Annotated in this window: 15 protein-coding genes, 1 pseudogene and 1 riboswitch; of the genes and pseudogenes, 6 read left to right on the top strand and 10 right to left on the bottom strand. The window is 34.5% G+C overall.

Annotation, left to right across the window (positions count from 1 at the left end; all coding sequences use genetic code 11):
* Positions 1-30 precede the first annotated feature (30 nt).
* The 5 genes from celB to MHI39_RS13975 form a co-directional block, all read right to left on the bottom strand.
* Complete coding sequence (gene celB / locus MHI39_RS13995; protein ID WP_058005400.1) at positions 31-1,365, bottom strand: PTS cellobiose transporter subunit IIC; 1,335 nt, start codon at positions 1,363-1,365, stop codon at positions 31-33.
* Between the two features lie 36 nt (positions 1,366-1,401).
* The gene (locus tag MHI39_RS13990) at positions 1,402-1,713 is read right to left on the bottom strand and encodes a PTS sugar transporter subunit IIB (protein WP_058005399.1); all 312 of its coding nucleotides are present in this window, start codon (positions 1,711-1,713) and stop codon (positions 1,402-1,404) included.
* A 1-nt stretch (position 1,714) separates the two neighbouring features.
* Entirely contained in the window at positions 1,715-2,035 is a 321-nt protein-coding gene (locus MHI39_RS13985) for a PTS lactose/cellobiose transporter subunit IIA (protein ID WP_058005398.1), read from the bottom strand.
* A complete protein-coding gene (locus tag MHI39_RS13980) occupies positions 1,963-2,388 on the bottom strand; it encodes a hypothetical protein (RefSeq protein WP_180211833.1) in 426 nt (141 codons plus the stop codon). Before MHI39_RS13980 ends, MHI39_RS13985 begins: the two co-directional genes overlap by 73 nt.
* 72 nt (positions 2,389-2,460) lie before the next feature.
* The gene (locus MHI39_RS13975) at positions 2,461-4,323 is read right to left on the bottom strand and encodes a BglG family transcription antiterminator (protein WP_342539436.1); all 1,863 of its coding nucleotides are present in this window, start codon (positions 4,321-4,323) and stop codon (positions 2,461-2,463) included.
* Between the two features lie 237 nt (positions 4,324-4,560).
* Positions 4,561-4,662, top strand: a riboswitch (purine riboswitch).
* Between the two features lie 362 nt (positions 4,663-5,024).
* On the opposite strand from MHI39_RS13975, the gene MHI39_RS13970 reads away from it, so the two are divergent.
* Complete coding sequence (locus MHI39_RS13970) at positions 5,025-6,320, top strand: NCS2 family permease (protein WP_342539434.1); 1,296 nt, start codon at positions 5,025-5,027, stop codon at positions 6,318-6,320.
* A gap of 170 nt (positions 6,321-6,490) precedes the next feature.
* Here the strand turns inward: MHI39_RS13970 and MHI39_RS13965 are convergent, their stop codons facing one another.
* The 4 genes from MHI39_RS13965 to MHI39_RS13950 all read right to left on the bottom strand — a co-directional run bounded on the left by MHI39_RS13965 (position 6,491) and on the right by MHI39_RS13950 (position 10,619).
* A complete protein-coding gene (locus MHI39_RS13965; protein WP_342539432.1) occupies positions 6,491-7,504 on the bottom strand; it encodes an iron ABC transporter permease in 1,014 nt (337 codons plus the stop codon).
* Positions 7,501-8,511 carry an iron ABC transporter permease gene (locus MHI39_RS13960; protein ID WP_180211836.1) on the bottom strand — a complete coding sequence of 337 codons (1,011 nt, stop codon included), beginning with the start codon at positions 8,509-8,511 and terminating at the stop codon, positions 7,501-7,503. The genes MHI39_RS13965 and MHI39_RS13960 overlap by 4 nt, the downstream gene beginning before the upstream one ends.
* 379 nt (positions 8,512-8,890) lie before the next feature.
* The gene (locus tag MHI39_RS13955; protein WP_058005392.1) at positions 8,891-9,823 is read right to left on the bottom strand and encodes an iron-hydroxamate ABC transporter substrate-binding protein; all 933 of its coding nucleotides are present in this window, start codon (positions 9,821-9,823) and stop codon (positions 8,891-8,893) included.
* Positions 9,774-10,619, bottom strand: a complete 846-nt coding sequence (locus tag MHI39_RS13950) for an ABC transporter ATP-binding protein (protein ID WP_058005391.1) — start codon at positions 10,617-10,619, stop codon at positions 9,774-9,776. Before MHI39_RS13950 ends, MHI39_RS13955 begins: the two co-directional genes overlap by 50 nt.
* Positions 10,620-10,932: 313 nt before the next feature.
* Between MHI39_RS13950 and MHI39_RS13945 the strand changes: the two genes are divergently transcribed.
* Positions 10,933-11,985, top strand: coding sequence for an NAD(P)/FAD-dependent oxidoreductase (locus tag MHI39_RS13945; protein WP_071975808.1), 1,053 nt, complete (start codon positions 10,933-10,935; stop codon positions 11,983-11,985).
* Between the two features lie 163 nt (positions 11,986-12,148).
* Complete coding sequence (locus tag MHI39_RS13940; RefSeq protein WP_342539426.1) at positions 12,149-13,564, top strand: M20/M25/M40 family metallo-hydrolase; 1,416 nt, start codon at positions 12,149-12,151, stop codon at positions 13,562-13,564.
* A 336-nt stretch (positions 13,565-13,900) separates the two neighbouring features.
* Here MHI39_RS13940 and MHI39_RS13935 read toward each other — a convergent pair.
* A pseudogene (locus tag MHI39_RS13935) lies at positions 13,901-14,741 on the bottom strand (ATP-binding cassette domain-containing protein); the annotation flags it as partial.
* Positions 14,742-14,857: 116 nt separating this feature from the next.
* On the opposite strand from MHI39_RS13935, the gene MHI39_RS13930 reads away from it, so the two are divergent.
* The 3 genes from MHI39_RS13930 to MHI39_RS13920 are packed head-to-tail and all read left to right on the top strand — an operon-like array spanning position 14,858 to position 18,150.
* Positions 14,858-15,553: a response regulator transcription factor gene (locus MHI39_RS13930; RefSeq protein ID WP_216383701.1), complete on the top strand. Its 696-nt coding sequence runs from the start codon at positions 14,858-14,860 to the stop codon at positions 15,551-15,553.
* Positions 15,554-15,556: 3 nt separating this feature from the next.
* Complete coding sequence (locus tag MHI39_RS13925) at positions 15,557-17,014, top strand: HAMP domain-containing sensor histidine kinase (RefSeq protein WP_216383703.1); 1,458 nt, start codon at positions 15,557-15,559, stop codon at positions 17,012-17,014.
* Positions 17,011-18,150 carry a WD40 repeat domain-containing protein gene (locus MHI39_RS13920; protein WP_216383705.1) on the top strand — a complete coding sequence of 380 codons (1,140 nt, stop codon included), beginning with the start codon at positions 17,011-17,013 and terminating at the stop codon, positions 18,148-18,150. Before MHI39_RS13925 ends, MHI39_RS13920 begins: the two co-directional genes overlap by 4 nt.
* Positions 18,151-18,243 lie beyond the last annotated feature (93 nt).

Here is an 18,243-nt window from a genome sequence, read left to right as displayed (position 1 = left end):
GTCAAAAACCCACTTCCTTATAAATTTTAATTATGATAACGCACTTACTTTGTCTTTTTGTTCTGCCTTTGTTTCTTCCCGTAATCGCTGCTTGTCCCACATACGGAAGAATGGATAGTAAATGAACATGGCGACTAATAAATCAATAATTTGAATAATCGCGCCGGATAAATGTCCTGTAGCTAAAAATCCACTTAATACGATTGGCATTGTCCAAGGTACTGCGACACCACTTGGAGCTGCAACAAGACCGAGTGACATCGTCACATAGTTAATGATTGTTAGAACAAGCGGTGTTAAGATAAATGGAATCATAAAAAAAGGATTCAAAACAATCGGTGTTCCAAATACGGTTGGTTCACTAATATTAAACACACTAGCACCAATAGATAATTTACCGAGCTGCTTCATTTGTTTACTTTTAGCGACTATAAGCATAAGGAGAACAATTGCTAATGTTGCTCCTGTGCCTCCAAGATTAAGAAAGTTATCGAAAAATTGTTGGGTAATAACATGGGGAAGGGGCTTCCCATCCTGAAAGGCCATGCGATTCTCATCCATTAGGGCCAACCATATTGAACTCATTACCGCGCCAACAATATTGTCGCCGTGCAACCCAATCATCCATAATAAAGATATACAAAAGACTATAACTAAAGTCCCACCAAGACTACCACCAAGATGTTTAAGCGGCATTCCAATCCATGTAGAGATCATGTTAGGAATATCTTCCCATGGTGTCATACCAACAATTAACCGAATAATCCATACTAGAACAATAACTGTAAAAGCAGGAACTAGAGCTGAAAAAGATTTAGCAACTGCAGGAGGTACCGAAGAAGGCATCTTTATAGTAATATTCTTTTGAATAATTATTCGATATATTTCTGTTGATAATAAGGCGAAAATCATTGCGATAAATATCCCTTGACTACCTAATAGATTAATAGGTAACACACCACTAATTATTTCTGTTTTTCCAGTGGATTTCGTAAATAATGTTTGATGTGGTGTTGTTAGAACGAATGCAGCTAGTGAAATAATCCCTGCTGAAACTGGTTCCACCTTATATCTTTCAGCTAATCTATATGCAATTCCAAAACTAATGACAAGCCCTAAAATATCAAAAGTAGCCCCAACTGGATAAGTTAATTTTTCCTGCCAACTTGATCCAAATAAATGTGCCATAAATTCGTTGTATCCATGTATGGGTAGATTAGCAATTATTAAAAATAAAGAACCGACAATGATTAATGGCATGGCCATAATGATCCCATCACGAATCGAAATTAAATGACGTTGATTGCCGACTTTTGCAGCAAATGGTGTAATATAGCGTTCTAAGAAGTTCATTAATTTATTCATATCGACCACCGCCAGTGACGATGTTTCCTCCTCTCATTAACCATTGGATATTAGTTGTAAAGCCTGACTAAGCACAGACTCACCATCACACATGCCGTAATGCATCGGATTAATCACTTCTGCCTCTATTCCGTTTTGATTTGCTAACGCTTTCATATCAGAAAAAAGATAACGAATTTGAGGACCCATTAATAAAACATCTGCTTGATTAATCTCTTTTTTTGCTTCTTCCACGGGTACAGCCCAAATTTTCGCCTCTATATTCTGTTCCTTTGCTGCCTTTTCCATCTTTGTTACTAGTAGACTAGTAGACATACCTGCTGCACAACATAACATAATATTTTTCATTTTATTTACTCTCCTTTGATTCTAATTCTTGTCGTAGATCGATTAATTCATTAGCTAATTCTCTTACTGTCATCGCATTCATCAAATGATCCTGAGCATGAATTAGCAGAATTGAAATTTGACCTTGAAGTTCTCCACGAGCTTCAGATTGAATTAACTCTGTTTGAAATTTATGAGCTTTTAATAATTCCTGATTACTTTCTTCGATTTTTTCCTTTGCTAATTGAAAGTTTTTTTGACGTGCTAAGCCTAACGCTTCCATCGCAGTGCTTCGAGCATTTCCGGCGTAAAGTATGATTTGAAAGGCGATTGATTCGTCCATCCTTTTTCCTCGCTTTCTTCTTTTGTTGATTTTTCTATTTCTTTTTTTGTTTTTAAATCTAGCGATAAAATAAATTTCAATAGTTGATTACCATCAAATGATTGATATATCGCCTTATCAATCATTTCTATCCTTGTAGATAGGGGAGCTAAGTTTCGAAGAATCTCTAATTTATATTTTAAATGAGGTCCTAATAAAATAAGTTCTGCCTGTACAAGTTTACGTTCAACTAATGTACTGTCCACTGCTTCAATATGTAAAGATATGGATTGTTGATCGGCAGCAAGCTTAGTTCGCTTAGATAAAATACTTGTAGACATTCCAGATGAACAACATAAGATTATATTCACCACTGTCATTCCCTTCTCTAGCACACTTTTATTATATGAAAACGCTTTAGAAAACTACAGTTTGATATTCTTCCGCTATGTAGCGGAAGGAGGTGTATGGAAAGTGTTTAGCTTATTCCAAAATTCAACAAAATCTGTAAATGATTCTTGCTTGTTTATTTGTGTTTGCAGTGAAGGTTGATCCATAATAAGAAGTAAACGGTCATACAAATCTTGTATTTCCTGTTCATTGTCTTTTTTTAATGATAGTAGAAAAACTGCTTGGACTTTTTCCTTTGTTTCGCCCCATAGTATCGGTTTTTTTAGAAGAGCAATAGCAATTACATTTTCATAACCACAGGGATTAAAGGGATGTGGCAATGCAATCATTCCGCCAAAAGCAGTAGAAGAGATTTTTTCCCTTTTTATTGTTAGTGGTAAAAATTCATCTGGTGCATAACCTTGCTGAATAATCGACTGTGCTAAAAAAGTAATTAATTCAATATCTGATTCAATTTCCACATTTCGGAAAAACAAATTAGGTCTTAATAAAGAATGATTATTTTGTTGAATAAATGCTTTTATTTTCTTTTGATCCTGATCTGGTAGGAGAGGGTTGACAGTTATTACAGGATAGCAGATCTCCTCCAGAATAGGTATTGTTGATAAAATTAAATGACATGCTTGTTTTATTTTGCTCTGTAATTCATTCATGTCAAAGACACCGATTATTTCAATTTCATTATTAAAAATAGTTTCAATCTTTCTTTTTAAAATTTGTGCAGAACCAATACCTGATGCACACACTATTGCAACTGATAATTTACTGAAAGGCTGTTGCGTTTTTGCATCTTGAAAATGCAAAGCAAGATAACCTCCGTCATCTTCTGAAAGGTCAAATCCGAATTTCTTTTTAATTAAAAGCATTGCTTTTAATGCTAAATCAAATGCTAGTGAATATTGCTTCTTGATCTCCTGAAGTAATTCGTTTTGAATGGATATTCCGTATTTAGCTCGTTTTAAACTAGGGAGTAGATGACGAATAAAGCGATTTCTCCAGTCCTGATTAATATCTAAATCAAATTCCTTCTCTAAGCAACTGACGATCTCTACAGTTAAGGTATAAAGTGAATGATCATGTTTTGGTAACCGATCGTTTTCAATGCTCGTTACTCTGTATTTAATAAACAGTAGAGCGAGAAAAGCTGAATCCAGTCCTGAGAGTGATAGGCCATTTCCGCTTAAATGTCTACTAAGTTCATCACTTATTTGATTTTCTATTTCTTCTTGAAGGAACTCTATATTTATAGGGAGCTCTTTTAACCATTTTCCTTTCGTATTCCGCGCTTGAGCGATCTGAATATACTGCAAAATTGAGTGGATGGCTTCTGGTCGCAGTAAAATGTTATATGTGTTCGATATGTCTTTTATTAATTGGCTCCATGATTCACTAAATCCCATATTAGGAAATACTTGAAGCATACAACGGCGAATATTATATTCCTCACCACTTAAATAGATTCCATAATTTGGTCTGGATTCGAGAGTGATATGATAGGATTTCAATATCAATTTAAGCTCTTTAATATCTTGAGAAATGGTAGATCGACTGACATATAATTCTTGAGATGCCTGATCAATTTTTAAATAATCATATTCATAACACAGATATTCCATAATCCATCGTTGTCTATTGATTTCATAAACTTGTTCAGTTTTTCTATTTTCCTCCTCCATCCACTTAGAGAAGTCTATAAAGTTAAAAATATTCAGTTGATAACCACTTCCTGGCAATGATACAATCTGTGCTATGTCTTTATTTAGTTGTTCATTGATTTGTTTAATAAATGTTCGAATCGATCGTGAAGAAACATTCAATTCATTTGATAAGATAGTTCCACTCACTGGAAGATCTGATTTATTTAATCGTTGAATAATATATAAATGTCTTTGATCCATCCGAAGGTTCCTTTCCTTTTAACATATCCAAACTTATTAATAGAAGCGTATTCTTTTTTATTTCTTCAGAAAACTCGATTATGATTATACAGATTTATATTAAATGAATAAACCATTTAGTGATACATAAGATAATTAGAAGTTATCATTATATCAATATATTATAAGACCCTGAAAAGGTGCAATTATTAGATTAATTACGCTTTTTGTCGAGCTATTGTAATGGATAATACTTATAGTATAATATACAACATGTCTTGTATATGATCAGGAATAAGGCCTGATTGTTTCTACCAAGCTGCCGTAAATAGCTTGACTACAAGGAGTTTTTTGATAAATGCATTCATTTATTCAATCAATTTCTTCTTGCATAATATTATGGCAGCTTCCACAGTGGTGGAGGCTTTTTTTGATATTTAGGAGTCTATTTATTAAGGATGCGAATATCGACTATTACATATTTAAGGTTGTATCCATCCATCTAAAGCACCTGACCCTTCAAAGATTGTGTAATCTTAAAAATGAAGCAAATAGTTTGATTGCCTCGCGAATTGTTAGTTGGAGTGGATCAAGGCGTTTTATTATACCTAGTTTTAATAACTTTATTAGAACTATTCATACTATATTTTTGAAATTGAGGCTATTCTAGTTGGTAGAAGAGTAGTCCATTTGGTTTGTTCTAAAGAATGGGAGGACATATAGTGAAAGATTTTTTTCAATTTGCTCAACGTAGAACCTCATATAAGCAGGAAACGCTTGCGGGAATTACTACATTTTTATCTATGGCCTATATTTTAGTAGTAAATCCCATGATATTAAGTCAGTCTGGGATGGATCAGGGCGCAGTATTTACTGCAACGGCTGTATCAGCAATTATTGGATCATTATTAATTGGTCTTTTAGCCAATTTTCCAATAGGAATTGCACCAAGTATGGGGCTAAACTCATTTTTTACATTCTCAGTATGTATAGGGATGGGGATTCCATGGCAAACAACATTAACAGGTGTATTCATTGCAGGAATTCTCTTTATTTTATTAAGCTTGTTTAAAATTCGAGAAATGATTATTAATATTATTCCAGAGGATTTGAAGTATGCAATTTCAGGTGGGATTGGCTTTTTCGTTGCATTCGTCGGTTTAAAAAATGCGGGTTTAATCGTCGGGAATTCTGATACAGTTGTATCAATAGGGGATCTTTCTAAGCCAACTACTATTTTAGCTATTATTGGTTTTGTCATCACGGTTATGATGATGGTTAGACGAATTGGGGGAGCAATCTTTTATGGAATGGTCATAACAACAATCATCGGGATAATATGGAATGTGATTGATAAACCAACCCATATTATTGGAGCAATACCGAGTATGTCACCAACATTTGGTGTAGTGTTCCACCACTTGGATCAAGTGTTTACTCCAGATGTATTAGCGGTAATATTTACATTCCTATTTGTTGCCTTTTTTGATACTGCCGGAGCATTGATTGCGATAGCAAGTCAAGCTGGTTTGATTAAGGATAATAAAATTCCTAATATCGGAAGAGCGCTTCTTGCTGATTCAACTTCCATTGTTGTCGGTTCTATTTTAGGTACTTCGACAACAGCATCAATGGTAGAATCAAGTGCTGGAATTGGTGCAGGTGGTCGAACAGGCTTTACTTCCATTATCATTTCTGGTTGTTTCGTTATTGCCTTATTTTTTTCTCCGTTATTATCTATTATAACACCTGAGGTAACGGCACCAGCTTTAATCATTGTAGGCGCATTGATGGCAGCAGAAATCAAACATATTAATTGGAATAAAATTGAGATTACATTCCCAGCATTTGTAACAATTATTATGATGCCCCTTACTTCAAGTGTCGCAACAGGTATTGCACTTGGGTTTATTTTATATCCAATTACAATGATTGCTTTAGGAAAGTGGAAAGCAGTACATCCGCTAATCTATGTTTTAAGTATCGCATTTTTAGCCTATTTTGTTTTTATTATTTAATAAAAGTGTATTTGCAAGTTTACCTATCTCTTCTTAATAATAGGAAGGGGATTGACGATCCCTACCTATAAAAAGTGAAAATAAAAAATAAGGTAAAAACCGCTAATTGTTGATTGAATAAGTGCGCAATTAGCGGTTTTTTTATATAGAAATTTTGGTCGGCAGTGACCTTATGCTTGTTTTTTTAATAGCAAATACATAAAATAGGGTGCACCAATTAAGGCGACCATGATCCCAGCTGGAATTCCACTAGGGTCAATGATATTTCTACCAATCGTGTCAGCAACTAATAAAAGCCAGCCGCCAATCATGATGGCTACAGGTATGAATAATTGATTACGTGGACCGACTAAGGATTTAGCTATATGTGGTGCCATTAATCCAATAAATGAAATGCCACCAGTAACTGAAACAGCAGATGCTGCAAGTGCCACAGCTGTTAATAAAAGGGAGATCCTTTCTTTTTCAAGGGATACTCCAACTCCAATCGCTACTGGTTCACTTAAACTCAAAATGTTTAATCGATTAGCCTTGAATAAGGTGTATGGGATGAGAATAAGTAACCAAGGAAGGAATGCCCAAATGAATGGCCAATCATCGCCCCATATATTTCCCGCTAACCACTTAGAGATGAAATCAACTTTTTCGCGCTCAGCGGATGAAATTAGGAGAATCATCACTCCTGATAGTGCCATGGAAAAGCCAATCCCAACTAAAACTAATCTAACCGGTTGCAATCCAATGTTTTTTTGATACGAGAATATATAAATAAGAATCGCCGTGACTAATGCACCTGCAAAAGCTAGAAGCGGCAACATATATACAAACGATCCGACTTCTATTGGAAAAAATAAAAAGAAGATAGAAATTGCTACACCGGCACCGGAGTTAATTCCAATAATACCTGGATCAGCTAAATCATTGCGGGTAATTCCTTGTAAAATGGCTCCGGATAGGGCGAGTGCAATTCCTGCCAAAAAAGTAATAATAATTCTGGGAAGACGAATGGAAAACAAAACGAATTCCTCAGTAAATGACCCTTTTCCAAATAAGGTTGGAAGGAGACGATCATAGGACAAGCTGGCATCACCAATCCCCATCCCGAGTACAATTGTCATTATAATTAACACTAGTAAAATGCATAAGATGATTCGCTGTTTTTTAACCAATGCTGGATGAATCATGAGAACATCTTACCTCCTTTACGAATAATAATTAAGAAGAAAGGTAAGCCTACTGCTGCAACTATAGCTGCGACAGGTGTTTCGTAAGGGGCATTGATTGTACGGCCCAGAGTATCGGCAAAAAGCATAAAGATGCCACCGACAATTGCACTGGATGGTATGATATAGCGATAATCAGTACCCACTAACGCCCGGACGATATGAGGGATCATTAGACCGATAAAAGCCATATTTCCAACGAGTGCTACAGATGTTCCTGCAAGTAAGATAACGACAAAAAATAGAATAGTCTTTATTCGGATCGTTTTTTGTCCTAATCCAACTGCTACTTCTTCATTTAAACTTAAAATCGTTAGTTGCCTTGATAGCAATAGTGAAATTATGATACCAATGATAATTATAGGAATCATTAGTCTAAGCTGCTCCCATGACGTTCCAATAACACCTCCAGAGGTCCACATGGATACATTTTTAGATAGCTTAAAAAAAATGCCAATTCCATCAGCGACAGCATATAAAAACGTAGAGACTGCTGCTCCAGCTAAAACAATTCGAAGAGGGGAGAAGCCTCCTTTTTGAAGTGCACCTAGCCCAAACACCATGCCAGTTCCAATTGCTGCCCCAATAAAGCAGCTAATGGTAATCCAAATATAATTAGCAGATGGAATAAAGGCAAGGGTGAGTGCAAGAGCTGCATTGGCTCCAGCAGATAAACCTAGTAAACCGGGGTCGGCTAATGGGTTCCTTGTTAAGCCCTGCATGATAGCACCTGAAACTGAAAGGGCAGCACCTACAATAATCGCAGCAATTTCCCGAGGGAAACGTATTTCACGTAGCATTAAAATAGTGTCACTTTTTCTATTTGAGGTAAGAGCCAGCCAAACATCTTTTAAGGTTGTTTCCGCTGCACCAAATATCATGGCAACTACAAACATCCCGATAAGAACAACAATTCCAATGAAAAGCTTAAATACGAATGGGATGGAGTTTTTAGTCTTTTTTTTCATTATTTTCCCATCTTTCATACATAGAATATAAAAGCAATTTTCTGACTACCTGTGCAATTTCGTAGCATTCCTATTAGGATTTATACCAATTTTTTTCACTACTAAGTAAAAAAGTAGGTAAGTACCAGTAGTTTAAATAGTCATGCATTATGTCATATACGAAAAGAGCCAATGGAAAAGAAGGAGTTGCCCTAATTTAATATGGACAACTCCTTTTCAAATTTATTTACCTAAGGCTACTTCGCATAAATTGTGGCAATGAAGTAAAGGGTAAAAAAACCGAAAATAGCTAGGTTACGGGGCATCTTTTCTATATATATTTTATTTTCTAACTTATATTGGTAGGTTAGAAAAAAATTATATTTCAATAACAAAAGTTTTAGAAAAGAGTCTTACCTAAAAATGATTCCTCAAAAAATTTAAGCTGCTTTTCTAATGTAATTGGATCATTAAAAGAAGCGCCATTTCCTTCCATTTCAAAGACATGGTTGTTTTTGACAGCAGGAATATTTTTATAGGATTCTGTTTTTTGGAATGAGTCATCGGCATCAGAATATTTACTTAAAATCACATAATCACCTGCATATTCTGGAAGAACTTCTGTAGATAAAGTATAATAACCTGACTTTAAGGCTTTTTCTTTTACTTTTTCAGGCATTTTTAGCTTCATTGATTGATATAATATTTCTGTTCCGCGAGCCCAGTTATCACCGTAAACGTACAGTTCTTTTCCAAAACTCTCTATAACGGATACAGTGGCATTTTCACCTATCTTTGCACGGATTTCATCTCCGGCAGCTTGAGCACGTTTTTGGAAATCTTCTACCCAATCTTTTGCTTCTTTTTCTTTGTTTAATAGTTTACCAATTTCGATATGTTGGGTTAAATAATCCACTTTTCCCCAAGTATAAGTAACTGTTGGAGCTATTTTCTTCAGTTTATCAAGATTTTTTGTCGTCGATAATCCGATAATGAGGTCTGGTTTTAATTCAATAATTTTTTCTATATTATCTTCAGAAACCTCTTGGGCATCTTTTAATTGGTCTTTAAAAGCAGGGCTGTTTTTTGACCAAGTATCAGCACCTACAACATTCACACCTAATGATAAGACATTACCTGTAAATCCTGATAATAAAACTACACGTTTTGGATGGGCAGGTACTTTTATAGGACCATTTTCAGATTGATAGGTTATTGTTTTTTGTTCCTTTTCTTTCGTAGCATTGCCTTTATCTTTTTCGGTTGTCCCATTACTGCATGCACTAACTATGAGCACTAAGAGCAAAATGAGAGGGAATAGAATTTTCTTCATGTTTATTTTCTCCTTTTAGAAGGTTATAAGTAATACACATTGGTTTGTTTGTCCGTGGATCTCTGCCAATTTCAGCATCAATTTGAAAAACTTTCTTCAATACTTGACGATTCATGACTTCCTCACAATTACCAGCTTTTACAATTTTGCCGTCTTTCATCGCGATCAAATAATCTGCAAAACGGGCTGCTTGGTTTAGATCATGCAACACCATAATAATGGTTCGTTGCTGTTCAATATTTAGTGTTTGTAGAAGCTCTAAAACTTCAAGTTGATGGGCCATATCTAAATATGTAGTAGGTTCATCAAGAAAGATGATATCGGTCTCTTGTGCGAGAGCCATCGCAATCCATACACGTTGACGTTGACCACCAGACAATGCGTCGACGGGGCGAAATTTATAATCAAAGGTACCTGTTACATCTAGTGCCCAATCTATAACTTCAAGATCTTTTTTTGTTAAACGTCCGAAACCCTTTTGATAGGGGAAACGACCATATGAAACAAGCTCACCAACAGTTAATCCACTTGCACTTTCTGGTGATTGTGGAAGAATCGCCATTTTTTTAGCTAAAGCTTTCGTATTTTCTTTAAGAATATCTTTCCCATCCAAAAGAACGTTTCCAGAATGATGATTAATTATTCGAGTAATCGCTTTTAAGAGGGTAGATTTCCCACATCCATTTGAACCGATAATCGTTGTAATTTGTTTATCAGGAATGCTGACACTGAGATCATTAACGATGATCTGTTCACCATACCCAATGTTTAAATTATTTGTAAAAAGGCGTCCCATGTTAAAAACCTCCTTTTGAAAGTGTAAATGATAAATATGTATGATAATGATTCTCATTTTCATCAATAACTATAGAGTGTATTATTTTTATTGTCAATCACTTTTTTTATCTATTTCAAACTTAACCTAATCACTTATAAATGATCATTTTTGTGGAAGGTAGGGGATGAGGAAGATAAAAAAAGTTTCTATAAATGAGAAAAAAACGATTGAAATTGATAATCGTTATCAGTTACACTAGATTTAGTGAAAATGAAATTGAGGATATAAGATAAATAATTTTGATGAATTCATTGCTGAGGAGTGTTCAAATATGGAACGGCAGGATTTATTTGATGTAACAATCATTGGTGGAGGGCCGGCAGGATTATATTCGGCATTCTATAGTGGATTAAGAGAAATGAAAACAAAAATTATTGAATTTCAACCATACCTAGGTGGAAAGCTGCATGTATATCCAGAGAAAATGATATGGGATGTAGGCGGCCAAACTCCTATTCCAGGGGAAAAATTAATTGAACAACTAGTTGCTCAAGGATTAACTTTTAATCCAACCGTCGTTTTAAAAGAAAAAGTTGAGTCCATTTCAAGGAATGAAGAGGGGATATTTGTTTTAGAAGGTTCAAGTGGAGAAAAGCATTATTCAAAAACAATTATCGTTGCTATTGGTAGTGGAATATTAAATCCGCAAAAGCTTGAAATTGATGGGGCAGAGAGGTTTGAGGTATCTAATTTACATTATACGGTTAAGTCACTAAAACAATTTAAAGATAAAAATGTCCTTATTTCAGGCGGTGGAAATTCTGCTATTGATTGGGCAAATGAATTGGAGTCCGTTGCTAAAAATGTTTATTTGACATACAGAAAGAATAACCTGGCGGGTCATGAAGCACAAGCTACACAGTTATTAAACAGTTGTGCAGTTTGTTATTTAAATACAACAATAAAAAAACTAATAGCTAGTCGTAATCATGAAGTTATTGAAGGAGTCGAACTTGAGAATCATGAAACAGGTGAGATTTCGAAGTTATCTGTAGATGAAGTCATTATTAATCATGGCTATCAGCGTGATGCAACATTACTTGAAAATAGTGATTTACATATTGAACTTGTTGATAATTATTATATTTCTGGAAATGCAATGAGTGAATCATCCGTAGAGGGTTTATATGGGGCTGGGGATATACTTATGCACGATGGCAAGGTTCATCTAATAGCTGGTGCATTCCAAGATGCTGCAAATGCAGTTAACAAGGCGAAACAGTTTATTCAGCCTGAAGCGAATAAATTTGGAATGGTCTCTTCGCATAATGAATTATTTAAAGAGCGAAATAAAGTGCTTGTAAAAGAAATGATGAAGAAATAAATTTTTTAATAACATAATATTATCCTTATCCTTCACTTGTCATCAAACAGTTGATAGGTACTATTCTCATATTCTTATAAATAAAATTTATTAAATTTTAAAGGGTTTTTCCTTCGAATGCCGAAATAAATAGTTAATCTATTATGGAAGGAGAGAAAAGGATATGGGGCAACAGGATTTGAAACGTTATAAAGAATCGGTGAAGGAGTATATGACCGATGCTGTAACAAATTTACAGAAATATTTAAGCCTACAAACTGTTTCTGCACAAAGCAAGGCTATTCCTGAAACGGTCGCATATGTAGTTAAACAGATTGAGGATATCAATGGGGAAACCATAGTATTAGATGAGCTAGGAGGGAATCCTGTCATTTATGGTTATTTTGCAGCAGGGGAAAATGGCGACTCAACGAAAACCCTGTTGTTTTATAATCATTACGATGTCCAGCCACCAGAACCACTTGAAGAATGGGATACTGATCCTTTTGAACCAACGATTATTGATGGGAAATTATTTGCCAGAGGTGCCTCTGACAATAAAGGGGATTTAATGGCCCGTTTAACAGCAATTAAACTATTACAAAATCAAGATGGTGGCTTACCTTGCAATGTGAAATTTCTAATCGAAGGTGAAGAGGAGATTGGTAGCCCCAATTTAGCACCTTATCTTGAAAAATATCAAGAACTATTTCAAGCAGATGCCTGTATTTGGGAATTTGGTGGCAAGGACGAAAAGGAACGTATCAGTATGGTAGCAGGAATTAAAGGAATGGCGTATCTCGAATTGACATGTGTTGGGGCAGATATTGATATGCATTCTTCAGTAGGTGCCTATGTCGACAATGCTGCTTGGAGACTAGTTCAGGCTTTAGCTACAATGAAGAACGAACAAAATGATATATTAGTTGAAGGTTTCTATGATGGGATTATAGAACCTACAGAGGAAGAGAAAAAAGTTGTTTCAGAACTGCCTTTTAATGAAGAAGCTGTAATTGACTTATATGGATTAAAACGTTCACTTATAACGAAGGCAAAAGGGATCGATCCTAGAACAGCAATGGTATTTCATCCTACAATGACCATATGTGGATTAGACAGTGGCTATACTGGGGAAGGAGCTAAAACAGTCTTACCAAAAATAGCGAAAGCTAAGCTGGATTGTCGTTTGGTACCTGGTCAGGATCCAAATCATATTTTATTAAGTGTGAAAAAACACTTAGAAAAGCATGGATTTAATGATATTGAAGTACAAATGATAAACGGACAAAAAGCCTACCGTTCCAACTATAACCACCCATTTATTGACCATGTTCTAGAATCGGCAAAGGAAGTTTATGAAAATGATGTAATCCTTTCTCCAAATGCTGCAGGAACAGGGCCAATGTATATCTTCGGTGAGCACTTAAAGCTACCAATAGTTAGTACAGGTGTTGGTTGGGTTGGATCAAAGGCACATGCACCAAATGAATCTATTCGCATAAAGGATTTTGAGGATGGTATCGTTCATATGGCCTATATGTTAAATGGATTTTCTTCTGCATTAGAAACAAAGGTTGAGTCAACTGAAGTTAATAATTAATATTTTATAGTGCAAAAGAAACAACCCATCGAGAATGGATTCGAATGGGTTGTTTCTTTTGCTTTTTCACTTCCTGTTTCAATTTCCCTATATATTTCTTTTTCATCACAAACCAATCTAAGCCTTTGTTTAACTGTTCAATATTGGTTTGATAGTAAGTTGAATTGATGAACGCTACTTTATCTTTTGACTCTTTGGATGATAAATGACTAGTTCCGAAAATACCAACAATGATAATCAGCGTAAATATATTGCCGATAATAAAGAATTTGATAATAATGATTCTCTCAAATGAAATTTAAAAACTGTCAAAAATTTCTCCATTTTATCCCACCCCTCAATAAAGATTTCGTTTAATTTAGGCTCTAGCAATTTACAGTTGTGAATTGGAATAGACTGTTTTTATTAATCGATTCAAGAGCTCAATTGCTTCTTTATCATTCCTTACTCTAATAATGATATATGCATATAATATTTCAAAAAGAATTTTCCATTCATTTAGTGCTGTTTCAATTGACTTATTGCTCGATAGTGTTAAATTACGATAACCCAAATTTTACTTAATTTCATTCAATAGTCCTTTAATGATTGCCTCTCCCTCATACAATAAACAAATTTGTTCACAAAAACTTTCAATTTGCTCCATACGATGAATGGACAGGATAACTGTTTTTTTAGCTGTGATCTGCTCTCAATGATGGAAGACAATAAATTAGCATTTACAGAATCTAACACACTAAATGGATCATCTAAAATAAATAATTCAGGATTATGCATTAATGTTGCGAATAATTGATTTTTTTGTTGTTTTCCTTTAGATATTTCACTTGCTTTTTTTGGTTATATATTAAGCTATATCAAGTTTATCCAGCCAATAATCTATTGCATCATCGTCTTGCTTGCGGCTCATTCCTTCCAGTTCTCCAAAATAGTGAAGTTGTCCGTTGATTTTACTTTTTAAATACAATCCACGCGCTTCAGGAAGATAGCCGATGGAAACCTTAGATCGGTCAAGTCGCCCGTCTTCCCATGTAATCTCACCTTGATCAGGCGTTAACAAACCTAACAGCATCTTTAAAGTCGTTGTTTTTCCTATACCATGATGGAAAATGTAGATAGGTTAACCCAATCTCAGTTTTTTAGTAGGTAGTAGTTTGAAAATTGTGTTCCAATAAATTTAGCTTTCCTTGCATTGCAGGCTCCACTTCATCCAAAAAGGGAGTGTGCTATAATAATTTTCAAATTGGGCTAATACGATTTTAAAATAAATAGATAAAAAGGAATGAGATCTACATGGATAAAATTAAAATTCTCATTATAGAAGATGATGGGCCAATTGCTGATTTACTATCTTATGGGTTAATTATGGAAGGTTTTCATACCCAAATTGAAACATCTGGGTCGTCTGGTTTGAGTGCCCTGGATACATACAAACCTAATGTTCTTCTACTTGATTGGATGCTTCCTGATTGTAGTGGATTAGATATTTGTAAACATGTAACAACTAATTATAATATTCCTATACTAATGATTACTGCTAAGTCAGATATAACTGATAAGGTAATCGGACTAGAATATGGAGCGGACGACTACATTACAAAGCCGTTTGATATGCGTGAAGTGGTCGCTAGAATTCGAACCATTGTAAGGAGATTGGATCAAGCTAATAAATTGGAATATCAAGTAGAGAACAATGAAATTCATGTAAAAGATATTACGATTATTCCGGAAGAAAGGCTGGTAACAAAGGCTGGAAGGCATGTAGAGCTTACCCCAAAAGAATATGATTTATTAATAACCCTAATAGGTCACAAAGGAAAAATCTTTACTAGATCAGAGCTACTTGACCTGGTTTGGGGTTATGATTTTGCTGGAGATACACGTACTGTTGATACTCATATTCAACGACTTCGAAAAAAACTTGATTCAGGAGATCTTATTACCACAGTGTTTGGAGTTGGCTATAAATTCGTAAAGCAGGTGAGATAGAGAATGCTGGGAACGATCAAAGCCAAATTTATTGTTGGTTTTTTTGTAATCTTTTTATTATCCTTCCTTGTGCTTAATCAAACGGTAAAAGAAATAATTTGGTCAAATAACAAAAAAATTGTAACATCAGATTTAATTGAGCTGAAAAACAATAGTAGTGTATATGTCCGCCAATCCTTTTTAATTAATCATTTTACAAATAACAAACTTTACTTTGGTGAGATGGCAGAAGAAATGGTATATGATTTAGCTTATTCAACTGGTAGTAATGTGAGTGTATATAATTTAGATGGTTCTTTATTATTTTCTTCGAATAAGAAGAATTTCTCTGGAAAAGCGAAAGATGATCTACAACAAGCTATCAAGGGGAAGACAGCATATCACATCACTTATGATAAAAATAAAGCAGAAGTTCTTTTCTCATATCCGGTTGTAATTGAAGGTTCGAAAGTTGGTATTTTACGTTTTTCAAAAGATTTCAGCCTTCTTTTTAATCAAAGTAAGAAAATATTAGACATTATTTTTTATATTGCGCTTGCAATCTTTGCAGTAGCATTTCTTTTTTCGTATTTCCTTTCTAGACATATTACTATACCACTAGTTAAACTCACACAGGTATCTAATGAGGTAATAGAGGGAAATTTAGATGTTAATATTCATTTTAGAAGGAAGGATGAGATCGGTAAGCTGGCAGTTAATTTTAGCGAAATGATCCACAGAATAAACAGTCAGATAACCACTATAGAGAGGGATCGTGATCGTTTGAAGGAATTAAATGAAAAGGAAAAGCGCTTTTTTGACAATATTACACACGAACTTAAGACTCCACTCACTTCCATTCTTGGATATGCTGAAATTATAAATAAAAAAGGAGAATCGGATAGAAAGTTTTTCGAAAAAGGTATGAATCACATTATAGAGGAAAGCCGCCGACTTCATAGTATGGTGGTTAAACTTCTTGAGGTGTCTAGAGGAACAACAAAAGATTATCCATTTAAAAAAATTAACGTTAGTTCCATTTTAAAGGACGTATGTGAATCTATGTCCTTTCGTGCTGAACGATATGCGAAAAGCATTGAGTGTGAAGTTAATGAGAATTTGTATATATTTGGTCAATCTAATCGGATTCGTCAGCTTTTTATTAATCTTTTAGATAATGCAATTAAATACAGTTCTCCTCATTCACAAATAGAAGTAAAAGCAGAGGTTATTGGAGAAAAGGTTTGTTTTATGTTTAAGAATCCAAGTGATCCTATTGAGCATGACCAATATGCTAATCTGTTTCAACCCTTTTATTCAATAAATCGAGAAAAAGCAGAGGAGGGAAGTGTAGGCTTAGGGTTAAGTATCGCTAAATCCATCATCGAAGACCATGGTGGGATTATACGAATCTTTAATGAGAAGCACCATACAATTGTGATTGTTGAAATGACATGCATTAAGGGTGAAAATTTATCATGAAAAACAAACAATTAATCAAATGGTCAGGGGTACTATTGTCTCTTACCATTATTTTATCTGGGTGTAATATAGAAAAGCGTTCAGAAACAATTATTATTCCAAACAATTCAGACAATGATACAAAGGGGCAAGGGAGTCAACCCTTTCAGGTGGAAACAATTTATCGACTGCCTAATACTGTTAATTTATTACTTGGTTGGTCCGATAAGAAGTCAGTTATTGGAGTGTTTAATGAAGGAGGATCACATGATAAATTGTTAAATAATCTCCAACGGTTAACAACTCCATATGAAAAGCCTGAAATGTTAAAAAGGATCAATAATAATACGACCAATTTAAATATGTCACCAGATGGGAAATTTATTGCACAAACAATTATGTCATCTAATGGTGTTTCATTGAAGTTAATCCCAGTAGGAGATGGCAAGGATATAGAAGTAGTAAAATTTAATTATAGTCAACAGATTTATCTTCAAGATGTAACATGGTCAAATAACAACAGATACCTATGTTATCTAAGCCTTAGTTCCCTTAAGGGTGAACCTAGGGCAGTTGGTATATATGATATAGTTTCAAAGAGTCTCCGAACATATGAACTAAATGAACTTAATAATGAGGGAACGCTAATAGGAGTTAGTATTTCAGATGACGGAAAGAGTTTATTGTTTACCATGTTGCAAACTTCTAATTATAACAGTATTATTTTAGGGACTATCAACAGTAATAAAATCAATATCCAGTACAAGCATCAGACAGGTGGTAATAGTAATACTTGGCTAAATAATCATCAGTTTGTGTTCCTAGGCAAAGATGACACATTGTATGAATATGATCGCCGGAATGGTGAAATTTCCGTATTGTTAGAAAAGGTAGATATATTCGAATTTTCTAGCGACCGAAAGAAAATCGTTTATTCTTTAAATAACCAAAATGATATTTATGTAGGAAAGCTACAAGGGAAAAATATCCTTTATCAGGATCCGATTTATCGTGGGATAATACCATCTGAAATATATTGGAGTCCAGATAGTCAATGTCTTTTATTACGTGGAACTAAAATGTATTCACAAGTACAAAATCCCCAATCGCAAATTATCCAACCAGAGGATCAGGGATTGATTATTGTCTTTAAATAATGTCTATTAGGAAAAATAAGTATTAAAAATACAAGGGGCAGTCTTTTTCTTTAAAGACTGCCTTATTGTTTTCGATTGAAATTTAAATTACAA

The organism is Heyndrickxia sp. FSL K6-6286 (assembly GCF_038630395.1).
GTDB lineage: Bacteria > Bacillota > Bacilli > Bacillales > Bacillaceae_C > Heyndrickxia > Heyndrickxia oleronia.
The sequence above is the reverse complement of the archived record's forward strand: the minus strand, read 5'-3'. Positions and strand labels throughout refer to the sequence as shown.